The sequence below is a fragment of the Streptomyces viridiviolaceus genome (assembly GCF_014650995.1).
GTDB classification, from domain to species: domain Bacteria; phylum Actinomycetota; class Actinomycetes; order Streptomycetales; family Streptomycetaceae; genus Streptomyces; species Streptomyces viridiviolaceus.
Map to the genome: position 1 here is coordinate 1 of NZ_BMWA01000060.1, position 13,902 is coordinate 13,902.

10 protein-coding genes and 3 pseudogenes are annotated in these 13,902 nt (G+C 69.5%); 6 read left to right on the forward strand and 7 right to left on the reverse strand.

What is annotated here, in order from left to right; translation table 11 throughout:
* Window positions 1–133: 133 nt before the first annotated feature.
* Complete coding sequence (locus IE260_RS40370; protein ID WP_189880917.1) at window positions 134–823, reverse strand: nitroreductase; 690 nt, start codon at window positions 821–823, stop codon at window positions 134–136.
* A gap of 106 nt (window positions 824–929) precedes the next feature.
* Between IE260_RS40370 and IE260_RS40375 the strand changes: the two genes are divergently transcribed.
* Complete coding sequence (locus IE260_RS40375) at window positions 930–1,517, forward strand: TetR/AcrR family transcriptional regulator (protein WP_189880918.1); 588 nt, start codon at window positions 930–932, stop codon at window positions 1,515–1,517.
* Between the two features lie 380 nt (window positions 1,518–1,897).
* Here the strand turns inward: IE260_RS40375 and IE260_RS43325 are convergent.
* From IE260_RS43325 to IE260_RS40390, 4 genes and pseudogenes are all read right to left on the reverse strand, one after another.
* A pseudogene (locus IE260_RS43325) lies at window positions 1,898–2,286 on the reverse strand (alpha/beta hydrolase); the annotation flags it as partial.
* A 704-nt stretch (window positions 2,287–2,990) separates the two neighbouring features.
* The gene (locus IE260_RS40380; protein WP_189880919.1) at window positions 2,991–3,557 is read right to left on the reverse strand and encodes a TetR/AcrR family transcriptional regulator; all 567 of its coding nucleotides are present in this window, start codon (window positions 3,555–3,557) and stop codon (window positions 2,991–2,993) included.
* Between the two features lie 82 nt (window positions 3,558–3,639).
* Window positions 3,640–5,028, reverse strand: coding sequence for an amidase (locus IE260_RS40385; RefSeq protein ID WP_189880920.1), 1,389 nt, complete (start codon window positions 5,026–5,028; stop codon window positions 3,640–3,642).
* The gene (locus IE260_RS40390) at window positions 5,015–5,224 is read right to left on the reverse strand and encodes a hypothetical protein (protein WP_189880921.1); all 210 of its coding nucleotides are present in this window, start codon (window positions 5,222–5,224) and stop codon (window positions 5,015–5,017) included. Before IE260_RS40390 ends, IE260_RS40385 begins: the two co-directional genes overlap by 14 nt.
* A 521-nt stretch (window positions 5,225–5,745) precedes the next feature.
* On the opposite strand from IE260_RS40390, the gene IE260_RS40395 reads away from it, so the two are divergent.
* Together IE260_RS40395 and IE260_RS40400 are read left to right on the forward strand one after the other, a co-directional pair.
* Window positions 5,746–6,672, forward strand: coding sequence for an MBL fold metallo-hydrolase (locus IE260_RS40395; RefSeq protein WP_189880922.1), 927 nt, complete (start codon window positions 5,746–5,748; stop codon window positions 6,670–6,672).
* 20 nt (window positions 6,673–6,692) lie between these two features.
* A complete protein-coding gene (locus IE260_RS40400; protein ID WP_229881832.1) occupies window positions 6,693–6,857 on the forward strand; it encodes a S1 RNA-binding domain-containing protein in 165 nt (54 codons plus the stop codon).
* A gap of 576 nt (window positions 6,858–7,433) precedes the next feature.
* On the opposite strand, the gene IE260_RS40405 is transcribed toward IE260_RS40400, so the two are convergent.
* Together IE260_RS40405 and IE260_RS40410 are read right to left on the reverse strand one after the other, a co-directional pair.
* Window positions 7,434–8,180: a vWA domain-containing protein gene (locus IE260_RS40405; protein WP_189880924.1), complete on the reverse strand. Its 747-nt coding sequence runs from the start codon at window positions 8,178–8,180 to the stop codon at window positions 7,434–7,436.
* Between the two features lie 218 nt (window positions 8,181–8,398).
* Window positions 8,399–10,450, reverse strand: coding sequence for a TerD family protein (locus IE260_RS40410; protein ID WP_189880925.1), 2,052 nt, complete (start codon window positions 10,448–10,450; stop codon window positions 8,399–8,401).
* 1,382 nt (window positions 10,451–11,832) lie between these two features.
* Here IE260_RS40410 and IE260_RS40415 point away from each other — a divergent pair.
* The 3 genes and pseudogenes from IE260_RS40415 to IE260_RS43330 all read left to right on the forward strand — a co-directional run.
* A pseudogene (locus tag IE260_RS40415) lies at window positions 11,833–12,234 on the forward strand (IS5 family transposase); the annotation flags it as partial.
* Between the two features lie 136 nt (window positions 12,235–12,370).
* Window positions 12,371–12,829, forward strand: a complete 459-nt coding sequence (locus tag IE260_RS40420; protein ID WP_189880926.1) for an SMI1/KNR4 family protein — start codon at window positions 12,371–12,373, stop codon at window positions 12,827–12,829.
* 250 nt (window positions 12,830–13,079) lie between these two features.
* Window positions 13,080–13,829, forward strand: a pseudogene (locus IE260_RS43330) (integrase core domain-containing protein).
* The last annotated feature ends 73 nt before the right edge of the window (window positions 13,830–13,902 follow it).

Below are 13,902 nucleotides of genomic sequence, written 5' to 3' on the forward strand. Positions count from 1 at the left end.
TGTCACTACCTGCGGCGCTGTCGCACGATCGAGGGGCGGCCTGCCGAAGGCCACCCCTGATCACTCCGCGGCCCACTGCACTCCAGCCGCCCGGCGAAATCCGCAGGTCAGACAGCGAAATCCTGCTGGAGTACTAGCCGTGGAAGGTCGTGACCTCTTCGAGCACGGCCCGCTCGGTCGTGACGTGATTCACCGGCGCGGCCTCGTCGGCGTAGCCGAAGGAGATGCCCACGAGAAGTCGCCCTGCCGTGACTGCGAGTTCGGCGCGGACCGTGTCGGCGTAGAAGCTCAGCAGCCCCTGCGGGCAGCTCGCCACGCCGTACGCGGTCATCGCCAGGAGCAGCGTCTGCATGTAGGCGCCGACGTCGGCGGCCAGCCGGGGCCCGCCGTCCCCGGTGACGAACAGGAACGCGGCGTGCGGCGCGCCGTAGAAGCGCAGGCTCTGCGCGTCGTAGGCCGCTCGCGCCTCGCGATCGTCGGGGCCGATGCCCAGCGCTCCGTAGAGCTGGGCGCCGAACGCCGCCCGGCGCGCCTGGTGCACCTGTGCGTACATGCCCTCGGAATACGGGAAGTCGGCCGAGGTGCGGTGTGCGGCGTGGGCCGCCTGCAAGGCGTCCGCCAGGCGCTCACGCGCGGCGCCGCTGACCACCTCCACCCGCCACGGCTGCGCGTTGGAGTTGGACGGCGCGGCGCCGGCCAGCGAGAAGATCGCGCGCATCGTGTCCTCGGGTACGGCGTCCGGACGGAACGCGCGGGTCGCGTGACGGCCGCGTATCAGCTTCTCCGCGCAGCCGCTCAGCTCGGTGGGGACCAGCAGGCTCATGGAACACTCCTCGAACAAAGATGTAAACGATGCCGTTTACCTTGCGTTACGGCGGGACCTTAGCAGACCTCGCCCTCCGGGGTAAACGCAGGCGTATACTTGGCGCATGTGTGCGACGACTACGGCCTCTGGAGGGCGCGGGCGTGGCGGACGGGAACGCATCCTGGCCGCCGCCGCCCGGCTGTTCGCGGTCCAGGGGATCAACGCGACTGGCATGGAGCAGGTCGCGGAGGCGGCACCGGTGTCCAAGCGGACGCTCTACGCGCATTTCCGGACCAAGAGCGACCTGGTGATCGCCCACCTCCAGGACCTCGCCTCGTCGGGGGCGACCCTGGAGAGCGTGCTGACCCGCGAGGACATCCCACCGCGGGAGCGGATCCTTGGGCTGTTCGACCAGCCCGCGCCGGACGCGGTGCCGGTGCGCGGGTGCCCGTTCATCGATGCCGCGGCGGAGTTTCCCGACCCGGACAGCACGGTCCACTCCTACGCCCGCGAGCAGAAACTGCGGATGGTGGGGCTGGTCACGGCACTGGTGACGGAGCTGGGTTGCCGCGAGCCGACCGTACTCGCCGAACAGCTTGTCACCCTCGCGGACGGGGCGGCCAGCCGGGCCATGGTGCTGGGCGAAGCGGACTACGGTCGGCACGCACGGACGGCAGCGGAGACCCTCCTCGCACACGCCCTCGCGGGGTGACCCATCGGCCTCCAGCCGCAGCCCCTCCCTTTTGCCCGCCGTTGTCCTCCCGTTCGCGGACACCCCTTCTCACAGCACGCGGCAGGTTCCCATGCCGCTCCGGGAGTCGGGCCGTCCGCCCACAGCGCGAGGTAGTCCCCGGGCAGGCGGTGCGGGCCTTGTGCCGGATCTGAAGGGGGAGGGCCCGGAGCCCGGTCCGCGTCCGGTGAGGCCCGCCACTGCGCGGAGCCCCTGAGTCGCCCCGAGAGCACCGGTACAGCGGCCGGAGCCCGGCGTGTACGTACGAGGCCCGGACGAGCCCGGGTGCGGCGGGCGCCGGGGGAACGGAACAGCCGAGCCTGAGCAGGAGTTCGGCGAGTGCGGCTTGCATGGTGATCATTCCCGTCAGGCTGTGCCGCAGGGACGGGCCGCCGGGGAATGCTCTCCGCCTTGGCGGTGTAGTGGATGTGGGTGCGCGGGGTCGTCTTCGCGGCCGGGTTGTCCAGCCGGACCGGCTGCTGCAGGCAGTGCGCTGGCTTGTCCGAGAGCCTGGTGCGCAGCCAGGCGGCGTCCGCCGGGTCGGTGACCCCAACAGGCCCAAGGGCGGCGGCATCTCGGGCTGCGGGGAATCCGCCGGCCGCTGCCGGATGTGACGGCGAGGTTGATCAGGGTCCGGGTCGCAGCCCGGGTGTCGGCCACGCTCTCGCCGTCCTCCGGGAGCATTGCGTCGAGATAGGTGCGTGGTCCGGTCCGGGACCTGGTTGGCCGCGGCGGAGATGACCCTCCCGGCATTGTGTCGCGAGGGGGTGGGATGCCGGTGAGGGCCCGGTGAGCCGGCGCGCCGGGCCCTCACCGGTTCCTCCTGCCCAGGCCGCCGGGCGGGGCCGACCGCCGCCGGTCGGCGGTCAGGACGCCGGGCCGGTGGTACCGCGGCGCCGGAGGAGGGTCGGACGGCGTCGGCGTGGTCTGCAGTTCGCCGCTGGTTACGGACTCGAAGGCCGCCTCTTCCGCCTCGCCGGACAACTTGAACAGGCAAGCCCCCTGATCGGACCGAACCCCCATGGTGTGGGCAGGGAGTCCCACCGGCCCCTGAGGAAAGCTCCCGCAGAACCGGGAGCCCATGGGCGAGAGCCACGCACCGAGCGACTGGTAACCGTCCCGTTGGTCCCCGGGCCGTGCGGACGACTGAACTTCTGGCGTGCGCCGAGAGCTTGGCGGCGTGGGCGAGGCGGGAGTGGTCGTCGACGGCGGCATGGATGCAGTCGTATCCCACGCCCCGCAGCGCTCCGGGCCGTTCACCGCGGACGACGACATCATCCAACCGACCCGCACAGGTAGTCGTGCCCGTGTCGGGTGTCCCTCGTCCCCCGGGACGAGCCCGCCGGGGGGTGCCCATATGCCCTTGGTCAAGGGAAGCGGGGGTGCGTGGGGTCGGCGATTCGGGCTGCACGGCGGGGGTAAGCGACCCGCTGTGGGAGGGCGTGAAGTGCTCGGTCAGCGATCGATCGTCCCGACGAGCCCTGCCACCAGTTGACGCGCGTACGCGGTGCCGAGCCCTTCAGGGCGGAAGAGGATGCGGTACATCATGGGGGCGACGAGGCGGTCGAGGACCGTCTCGACGTCGGGTGTGGTCTCCTCGCGGCCGGCCGCGCGGTCGAGGATGACGTCGATCTGCTCGGCGGCGTAGGCCGAGCACTGGCCGGCATTGCTGCCGTCCGGGTCGCCGAGCAGGGCGTCGCGGAGGTAGGCGCGGCCGGTGGGGGCGGACATCTCCTCGAGGAACTGCTCGGCCCAGGCCTCGAGATCGGACCTCAGGCTTCCCTTGTCCTGCGGCGCCGTCTCGGGCCGCAGTCGCTCGACCGCCACGTCCGACAGCAGCTCCTGCAGGTCGCCCCAGCGGCGGTAGATCGTGGACGGGGTGACTCCGGCGCGGGTGGCGACCAGGGGGACGGTCAGCGCCTCCCGGCCCACCTCCGCCTCGAGTTCGCGCACGGCGGCGTGCACCGCCGCCTGCACCCTGGCGCTGCGACCACCGGGGCGCACCATTGTCCTTGGGCTCATGAAACCAGCTTAAAGCAAATATGTTGCTTCAAGCGCCCGCCCTGGCCACGGCCGGTGCGGCCGGGACCACCCTTTCGGTTCGTCATACGGCCGCCAGCCGGCGCGCGGGCTGGGTCTGCTCGTAGGCGTGGCCGACCCGCAGCAGCACCGGCTCGCCGAGGGGCCGGCCGAGCAGCTGCATGCCGATGGGCAGGCCTGCCGTGTCGTGGCCGACCGGTACGGACAGCGAGGGCACCCCGGTGATGTTGGCGGGGGCCGAGAGGCGCACATAGGCGTCGGAGACACCTTCGACGGTGCCGTCCGGCCAGGTGATCGTCTCGTCGCCGGCCTTCACCGCCGTGGCCGGGACCGTCGGGGCGGTGATCACATCGACCTCTTCCAGCAGGCGCCTCCAGGCCTGCTGCATGAGGGTGCGCGAGCGCTGGGCGCGCAGATAGTCCCCGGCCGGCATCAGCTCGCCGGCTTCGAGAAGGACACGCACGTCGGCCTGGTACAGCTCGGGGACGGTGCGCAGGGTGCGCTCGTGGTAGGCGGTGGCCTCCGGCACCATCAGGCCCCACTGGGTGGCCTGGATGTAGCGCGTCATGGGGATCTCGACCTCGACGAGCCGTGCGCCGAGGCTCTCCAGCTCGGCTATGGCGCGCCGGACGGCGGACTCCACTTCCGGGGCGACGTGGTCGAAGTAGTAGTTGCGCGGCACGCCGATGCGCAGTCCCGTCAGTTCCGTCGCGCCGCCCGGCCGGTAGGGCGGGCCCGAGGTGGCCAGGGAGGCGAGGTCGCGGGGGTCGTGGCCGGCCAGGGCGGTCAGGACCAGGGCCGCGTCCTCGACGGTGCGGGTGATCGGGCCGACGTGGTCCAGCGACCAGGACAGGGACGTGACGCCGTGGCGGGGGACGAGGCCGTAGGTCGGCTTGAGACCCACGACACCGTTGAGCGCGGCGGGTACCCGGATCGATCCGCCGGTGTCGGTGCCCAGCGCGAAGGTCGCGGTGCCCGCGGCGACGGCGACGGCGGACCCACCGCTGGAGCCGCCGGCGACCCGGTCTTGGTCCCAGGCGTTGGTGGTCTGCGGGGTGGTCAGACCGTAGGCGAATTCATGGGTGTGCGTCTTTCCGACCAGGACCGCGCCGGCCGCGGTCAGACGAGCGGCGACCGTGCTGTCGGTCTGTGCGCGGTGGTCCGCACGGACCCGGGAGCTGGCCGTGGTGGCCGCGCCGGCTACGTCGATCAGGTCCTTCAGCCCCACGGGGATGCCGTGCAGCGGGCCGTGCAGGCGGCCGGCCGCGACATGCTGCTCGGCCTCGCATGCCGCCCGGCGGGCCTGCTCCGCGGTGACGGTGACATAGGCCCCCAGATACGGATCGACCTTCTCGATGCGGTCGAGGACGGAGTCCACCAGCTCGACGGGGGACAGTGTCCGTGCCCGGATCGCGTCAGCGGCTTGGGCGAGGGACAGTTCATACGGCTGCATCGTTCTTCTCCTCTCCGGCGCGGTAGGCGGCCGCAGGCGGTGTGTCTCCGAAGTCCAGCTCCCGCAGGACCGCGACGACGGAGTGGATGTGGTTGGCGGTGGCGGCCACCGCGGCGTGCCGGCCGGCCGGCATCGGGAGCCCGGCACGGTCGGCCCAGAGGGCCGCCTCCGGTGGCGTGAGTTCGGCAGCGGACATGAAGGTTCTCCCTGGTCGGGCTGGAGCGACGGAGCGCCCCGCATTAAAAGCTAACGTTTTGCTTTAAGTGACACTAGGACCTACGGTGGCTTAAAGCAAACCAGTTGCTTTTAGGGGGAGGGGTTCCATGTCCAGCGCCACGTCGGACGCAGCTGCCCAACGCCCCTCCTCCGTCGCCCGCACCTGCACGGCGAACCGCGCCGCTTCCCTGGCCGGCGTCGCATTCGGCGCCGCCTCCCAGGGCGCGCCGCGCTGCTCGCCTCGCTCGACGAAGGAGTCCGCGCCGCGGCCTGGCCGCCTCCTACGCCCTCAGCTACCTGGTCGTGCGCCTGCCCGCCCTCGCCCCAGGGGCCGCCACCCAGCACGTCGGACCGCGGACGACCTCCCACACCTACGCCCTGGCCACTGCTCTCCTCGCCGTCGCGGCGGTGGCAGCACTCACCGCCCCCGGCGCACGGCCCTCCCCACCACAGACGCCCACCTTGGCTGAACACGGCCGAAGAACAAAGGAGACGACAGACATGAACACTTCACCGGCCATGGAGAACACCGCCACCCCCTCCTGGACCGTGGGCGCTGTCACCGTCCACCGCATCGACGAGGTCCTTCTGCCGCCCGCGACCGGACGCTGGCTGCTGCCGGACGCCACCACGGACCTGGTCGGGCAGCATGACTGGCTGCACCCCGACTTCGCCGGCCACGACGGCATCCTGCACCTCGCCAGCCACAGCTTCGCCCTCACCGTCGGCGGGCTGCGCATCCTCGTCGACACCGGCATCGGCAACGGCAAGGAGCGGGCCAACCCAGCGTGGCACAACCTGCGGACCGACTTCCTCGAGCGCCTGACCGCCGCCGGCTTTCCCCCCGACTCCGTCGACCTGGTGATCCTCACCCACTTGCATGCCGACCACGTCGGCTGGAACACGCAGGAGGTGAACGGCGAGTGGGTCCCCACCTTCCCCCACGCTCGCTACCTCACCTCCCGCCTCGAGCGGGAGTTCTGGGCCACGTACGACATGGAGGAGGCGCGCAAGCAGATGTTCCGCGACTCCGTGATCCCGGTCGAGGAAGCGGGGCTGCTCGACCTCGTCGACATCCCGGCCGAGGGGGTCGAGGCCGCCCCGGGCCTGCGCCTGCTGCCCACGCCCGGCCACACCCCCGGCCACATGGCCGTCGAGCTGACCAGCCAGGGCGAGACGGCGCTGATCACCGGCGACTGCATCCATCACCCGGTCCAGCTCGCCCACCCGGACATCGGCGCGTGCGTCGACATCGACCCGGAGCAGTCGGAGGCCTCGCGCCGCGAGCTGCTCGGTTCCCTCGCCGACACGGACACCCTGGTCCTCGGCACCCACTTCGCTCCGCCCACCGCCGGCCGGGTAATCACCCACGAGAGCGCCTACCGGCTCGCGCCCGTCCCCGCCGTCCCGCAGTCCGTCTTGCATTGACCAAGTGGCCGGTCCGGCCCGTGGCCGGCCTGCCCGGCCTACGGGAGCCTGCCTGGACGCCTGCGGAGGATCCGTCGGACCTTGTCCACGTCGGCGACGAGGTCACGGTCGTCGTCACACAGATTGATCGGCAGCGACGCACGCTGTCCCTCTCCCGGCGACAAGCCTCGTCTGATCACCGGTGACCCATTCGCGTCCCATGATGTTCCCCCTTACATGAGAGTTTTCGAACCTGTGCGCGACAAAAGGAGGGTGTCTACTCCAACTCGGTGGGCGGGAGGGGTGGCGAGGAGGGATGCGGGCCAAAAAGGGGTGTGGCGGGGGCAGTGTCCCGCTGGCACGTTACGGTGCATTCTGGGCGGATTCGGTCTCCCGTTTAACGTTCCGCTTCTGGCCGTGCTCGTGTTTGTACAGGGTGCGGGCCTCGGCCAGGCGCGTCGCTAGCTGTTCTGGCCGCCGCCGTGCAGGCGGGCCAGTTCTTGAGGGCGGTGGCGACGGACCGGGTGCGACCTCAGACGTCTTTGTGGTTGCCCTGGCCGTCTCCCGGGCGTCGTCCAGCGGCTCCGAGACGGCCGGTGCTGACGTCCCTAATGCCGGGCCGGCTGGAACGCCTCACTGCTTCTGGTTCGAGTAGTGGGTGGGGCCGGCCGTACTGGTTGTCCGATGACGGTGGTCTTGCGGCTGCTATTCCCTGCTGGGAGTGGTGATGGGGGCGTGAGGGTCGTCGGTGCGCCGGTGCAGGGGATAGCCGCTGGGGCGTTTCACTGCAGGATGCCGGTGGTGCGGGCGGTGGCCAGCCAGTCGGGGAATTCCTGCAGGAGCTGGTCGAAGAGGTGTTGGTCGGGGATGGCTTGCGGGGTGCTGCCGGCGTGGAAGAAGCCTGCGTTGTCGACGAGGCGGCGGGTGGGGACGGCGAGGGTGTCCAGCTTGCGCAGGAATGTGAATTCGTTGTCGTTGGGGTCGCCGAAGCCGATGAACTGCCAGAACAGGGGGAGACGGGCGGCCTTGCACAGGTAGCGTTCGGCAGCGGTCTTGCTGGTGGGGCCGCCATCGGTCTGGAAGACGACCAGGGCGGGGCAGTGGCTGCCGGATTCCATGTAATGGTCGATGACCTCGTCCATGGCCCAGTGGTAGTTGGTGCGTCCCATGTGGCCGAGGTTTTCGTGCAGTTTGTTGATGCGGCCGCGGTGCCTGCCGAGGGTCAGGTCGGTGGTTCCGTCGACATCGGTGGAGAAGAACACCACCGGAACGGTGCCGTCGTCATCGAGGTGGGCCGACAGTGACAGAACCTGCTCGGCCAGGTGCTGCATAGTGCCGTTTTGGTAGTAGGGCCGCATGGACCCGGAGCGGTCCAGCACGAGGTACACCGCAGCCCGCACGTCCTCCAGCCCGTGGCTGCGCACGCTGGCACCCGCCGTCTTATACAGGCTGACCAGATCGGGCGCCCTTTCCTGCACCTTGGTCAGGCTGATGGCCGCAGCATGCTCAATGCCGTTCGTCGGGATCACTCCTCCATGGCGGCGCCCCGCTGCCCAGCAGGTACGGCGGTTGCCTCTTCCGCTGCGAACCGTGCGGTTCGGACTGAATGACCGGGCAGTAACGGGCGGGTATGGCGCCGGGTGGTGCGAGTGTCCCCATGCAGAACCAACAGGCCGAGTACGGGCCTGCGCAACAGGACGGTCTCGCGGCGGGCGCAGACGGCGTTGCCGCCCCCTGCGCCCAGGTGTCATCCGGCTGCCGCGCGTTCCTTGGGCGGTGTCCGGCGTGTTGTCGGGGTGTCCAGGTGGACGACGACGGTGGTGTAGAAGCGGTGCACGGCGTCGTCGACGCTGCGGATGAAGCCGGTCTCGGCGTTGCCGCGGCCGCTTCCCATGCTCTTGAGCAGCGACAGGCGGAACCCGGTGATCTTGGCGTTGTCCTTGGGCAGCAGGTCCGCCGGTTCGGGGCGCAACCGCTCCAGTGTTCCGCGTGGGCCTCCGGCTTCGCTGTCGACGAGGGTTTCGATGTGGAGGTCCGCCGGCGCCTCGGCCAGGCGCCGGACGAGTCGCTTGGCCCAGCTCAGGGGGTAGCCCTGCTCGGGGGCCGGGATGTCGATGCCGGTGCGCAGCTTGCCGGTGCGCAGGTCGGCACTGACGGTCAGGACGCCGGGGGTCCCGTCGATACGCAGCTCTGCCTGGAGCCGCCCGTCGAGGCAGAGCTGATCGGCCAGGCGGTTTCGGCGCTCCTTGGGGTCCGTTCCGCGCTTGGCGCGCTGGACGGGCAGGACCTTCTGCCCGAGTTCGCCGCCCAGCCTGAGGCAGACCTGGCGGATGAGCCGCTCCCAGTTCTCGACCACTTCCAGCGCCCGGGCATCGCCCTGACAGAGGGTTTCGTCGTCGATCCCGTTGCGCACGGGAACCCAGGCCGGCCCCATGTTCTGGAAGCCGTGACAGCCGGAGTTCTCGTGCTGCAGGTAGTGCAGCAGTTCCTGCAAAAGCCAGGCGTGCGCGGCGTTGCCCACTCCCTCGTGCCTGATCAGCATCTGCGCCTGATGGGCGACTTCCGCCCAGGACAGGTGCCAGAGGGCGACCTTGTGCTTGCGCCGCTTGTCGATCTTGACGTCGACAAGCGGGCTGCCCTCCAGCGCGACGTCGTTCGTCAGCGTGATCACGGCCTCGTAACCGCGGCGCGCGGCGATGTCCATGTACGCCTGCACCTGGTCGGCCTTGAGCGCGTTGCCGTTGGTCTTCGTCTCGACCAGCGCGGTCCACAGCTTGCCGGCCCGCTCCACTCGGATCACCCCGTCCGGGCGCCGCGGACTGTCCCCATGGGGCAGCGAGACCTCCGTGAATGTCTCCATACGGCCCGCCGGAGCCCCGAACCCCGCGGTGAGTCTCCTGCTGAACTCGGGCACCTGCGCCATCACAGACAGCAGCACAGAGGTGGCACGCATCTCCCGGTCCCGGTCGCTCTTGAGCACCGAGACCGGGAAAAGCCTGGCCTGCCTCCAGGAGTCGTTCTCCGCCAGGGTCTTCTTGACCGTCTTGGGAAGGGTGACCTTCTTCTTCGCAGTGCGAGGACGGGTGGTCGGCTTCCTCGGCTCACCGGCCTCGCCCTCAGGCAGGCGAGGAGCAGGGATGGCCTCCAGCGCCGTCTGCCGGACCGGCTTTTCGGTCGGCGTCTCGGCCGGCGCCGGAGCCGCCGCATCCGCCTCCTCGTCTGCTTCCGCGCCGTCGAGCGCCGCTTCGGCTTCCGTAGCCGCGTCGTCCTCGATGTCGACCCCGAAGTCCGTCGCCAGCCCCGCAAGACCGGTTTCGTAGCCCTGCCCGACGGCACGGAACTTCCATCCTTCCCCCCGCCGGTACAGCTCACCGAAGATGACCGCCGTCACCGAGCCGGCGTCATCGATGGCGAACCGTAGGAGGCTCTCACCGGCCGCGTCAGCCAGCGTGATCCTCACATCCTCCAGCTCACCGAAGCGGGCTTCGCCGTACCTGCTCGCGGCGACGATGATCCGGTCGATCCCGGACGGCATGGCGGTGAGGTCGAAGCTGATCCGGTCCTCACTGCCGTCCGCCGTCGGCGTCTTGCCCAGAAGCTGCACGCTTCCGTCAGCGGCCACCGGATGGTTGTAGAAGTAGAAGTCGCTGTCGCTGCGCACCTTGCCGTTCGCGTCCAGCAGCAGGACCGACACATCCGCGTCGCCCTCGCCGGTAGGGCTGACCCAGCCCAGACTGACGATCACCGAAGCGACGTCGTCACTCAGGTCCGCCAGGGCCACGTTCGAACCCATGATCATTTCCTGCACAAAGCCCCCCAATGGCGCACCCTGGGCATGCGGAAGATTGCCCCATCCGTCTCATGCACGACACAAGATGACGAGTCGCGCGGAGAAAACTGTAATACGCACCGAGCTCGATCGTGGAGGTTCCGTGAAGCCAGGTGTGTAACAGTGGTGTCCGGCGCTGAACCGTGCTTGCTTCTCCGTGCGACTGCCGTGTCCGTATGTGCAGAAGGCCCCGCACCGATGTGTCGGGCGGGGTCGTCGTCGTGCGGGGAGTTGCGGGTTGCAGTCCGGGGAGCGGCTGTTCTTCGTCGGCACCTCGCTAAACACCGTCTTCACGCTGCTGGGCGGCCTGGGGGCGTTCGGCGCGGCCACCCTTGCCGCGGTCGACGGCGGCCGCCGACCTGGTGGCCGCCTTCGTCGAGGCCGCCTTACGCTCCGGCGCGGGGCGGCAAGTAGGCGGCCGCTATGTCCCGTTCCCCTGGCGTCAGCGCCGCAGAGTGCCCCTTCGCCCACCTCGCCGACCTGATCGCCCTGCGCCGGACCGCGCGGCTGCCCCAGCGATGCCCTGGCCGAGGCCGCCAACATCTGACGCGGCGCCATCCAGCGCGCCGAGTCTGGCACCGTGGCTCCCTCTCCGGCCGTCCTCGACGCCTACGTGCGCGCCTGCTCAGGGAGTCCGGCCGAGCTTGCCCGGGCGCGGATCCTGCGCACTCGCGGGGAATGCCCATCGGCACAGCCCCTTGACCGTGGCATTCACGAGATCGCTGACTAGGCCAGATTCAAATAGCCCCATCACTTCCGTTTCGCTGACGGACCTCAACGGCTGGCTGCCAAGTCTGCGGTTCGGGAACAGCGCAGCCTACGTGGTGAATCAGCTCAGCTCGGGGATGCCCCGTTGGGTTCCCTGTAGAGGATCGGCCGACCTGTGTAAGCATCCAGAAGCACACGGTCGCCCACCGGCAGGTCGAGCTTCACCGTTACGGAATGGGCCCGCAGCTCACTGCTGCATGGACCGTCGCTCGAGTCGACGAGATACGCCGACAGCACCACACTGCCGCTTGTTTCCCACACGTCTATGGCGGAGCCGTTATCGCAGGAGCCCTGGTTGGCGTCACGGTCACGGAGCGGCCGTCCTTGGCGATCTTGGACAGGCCTCGCAGCGGTTTTAACTCCCTGGCGGACAACTGCCGCGCCGATGTGATCGGTGGATCGGGAAGTTTCGAGGGGGCCACAGCTGGGCGCCTGAGCGGTGTGTCGTAGCCCCGCACGGTGAACAGCCAGGCTGGGACAGTGCCTTCCCACGGCTGGTGGGCACGGTCATCTCGCCGAGCTTCGCCCCCGTCACCACCAGGCGCGGCTGTTCGGCGCCGTTGCGGTCCATGGCCTACTTGATCACCGATGGGCACAGCACCCCGCTCGCGGTCCTGCTGACTGGCGGCAACCGCAACGACGTCACCCAGTTGTTGCCCTTGCTCGAGGCGATCCCGCCGGTTCGCGGCCGCGTCGGCCATGCCCGTCGCAACCCCGACTCGCTGTTCGCCGACCGCGGCTACGACCACGACATCTACCGCGACCAGGCCCGCGAGCGAGGCATCATTCCGGCCATGGCCCGCCGCGGAGCCCGACATGGCACTGGGCTGGGCACCTACCGGTGGGTGATCGAACGGAGCTCTGCGTGGCTGCACGGCTTCCGGCGGCTGCGCGTCCGCTGGGAACGCAGGGCCGACATCCACGAAGCGTTTCTCAAACTCGCCTGCTGCCTCATCGCCCACCGGCAACTCAAGGCATTGTGCTGACGTTGGGGTGCAAGATCGCTGGTCACTGCGTGGGTGTCCGGGGCTCATGTCATGATCCGGCCTCATGATTGACCGCTCACTTTCGCCCTCCTGGCTGGCCTCGTGGACCGACAGAGTCTCGGGGACCCTGACAGCGATGACAGGGGAGTTCGAGCGTCGGCACGGCTTTCCCCCTGGCACCAACGAGGTACGGCCAGCCGACCATGACGATCACGCCGCGGCTCGCACGCTTGCCCAAGTGAGCCTCATCCCAGCTGACCTGGTCACCTTCTACGACAGCATTGGCGACGTCACCTGGGAGGACGTCTGCAACGGCTACTTCATCGACCCGGCAGGTGACGTCCTGCTGCGGCTCCAGGAGTACGGCGTTCTCGACGTGGGCGCGGACCAGAGGGACCATAGCCTGGTCATTGGCTCGAACGGCGGCGGCCTGTCCTACGTTGCGTGCCCCGGTGGGGCGGTCTATCGCACGCGGACGGCGTCGCTGGACGACCCGGAGCTCGACAAGGTGGCTGATGACCTGCGGCAGTTTCTGGAGCTGCTGGAGCGATCCCTGACACGGTTCGTCGCCGACGGCGAGTCGGGATACCTCTAGGTGAAGTCCCCGGCGCCCATTCTGTTAGCCGCTGTTAGCGCTCGTTTGCATGGTTCCTCCCAAAGGAAAGGCATCAGCTTGAAACGGCGCGCGGAAGGACCGAGCCGGCCTGCCTTCTCTGCCGGACGAGGGCGGGCAGAGCCCTCTAGGTGCATTGATCACGAGCGTTGTTGACGCCGGCCGGGCTTGATCATGGCGAAGACCTCCGGTGTGGTGGAGCTGTCTAGGACTGCACCGCACGGAGGTCTTCGTGTCCCACCGTAATGCCCGGCTGACCGTTCATGGCAGGCGTCTGCTGGTCGAACGTGTCTGCGCAGGCCGCCCTGTCGCTCATGTGGCCGCCGAATGGGCATCTCCCGCGCCACGGCCCACAAGTGGATCCGCCGCTGGCGATCCGAGGGCGCGCCGGGCCTTGCCGACCGCTCCAGCCGCCCCCGCACCGCACTCCGGCGGCCGTGGAGGCCCGCGTCTGCCGACTGCGCCAGACCTGCAAACTCGGCCCCGCCCGCCTCGGCCCGATCCTGGGCCTGCCCGCCTCGACCACCCACCGGATCCTGGCCCGCCACGGCCTGAACCGGCTGGCCCACCTGGACCGGCCCACCGGACAGGTCATCCGCCGCTACGAACGCCGGCGGCCCGGCGAGCTCGTCCACGTCGACGTGAAGAAACTCGGCCGGATTCCCGACGGCGGAGGCCACAAAGTCCTCGGCCGCCAGGTCGGCCGGACCCGGCGCAGCAGCATGGGCTTCGACTACGTCCACTCCGCCGTCGACGACCACAGCCGCCTGACCTACAGGCCGGCAAGCTCACCCGCGTCGAACGCTTCAACCGCACCCTGCTCGACGAATGGGCCTACCAACGGCCCTACACCAGCAACACCGAACGCACCGACGCCCTGGCAGACTTCCTCCACACCTACAACCACCACCGCTGCCACACCGCACTCGGCGGCCAGCCACCCATCACCCGCGTGAACAACCCTGCGGGTCAATACAGCTAGTACTGCAACGGTGCTTGCCGTGACTGCTGACCAGGTCGGTCGTTGGTGTGGTTATGGGTGGGGACCTTGCTGA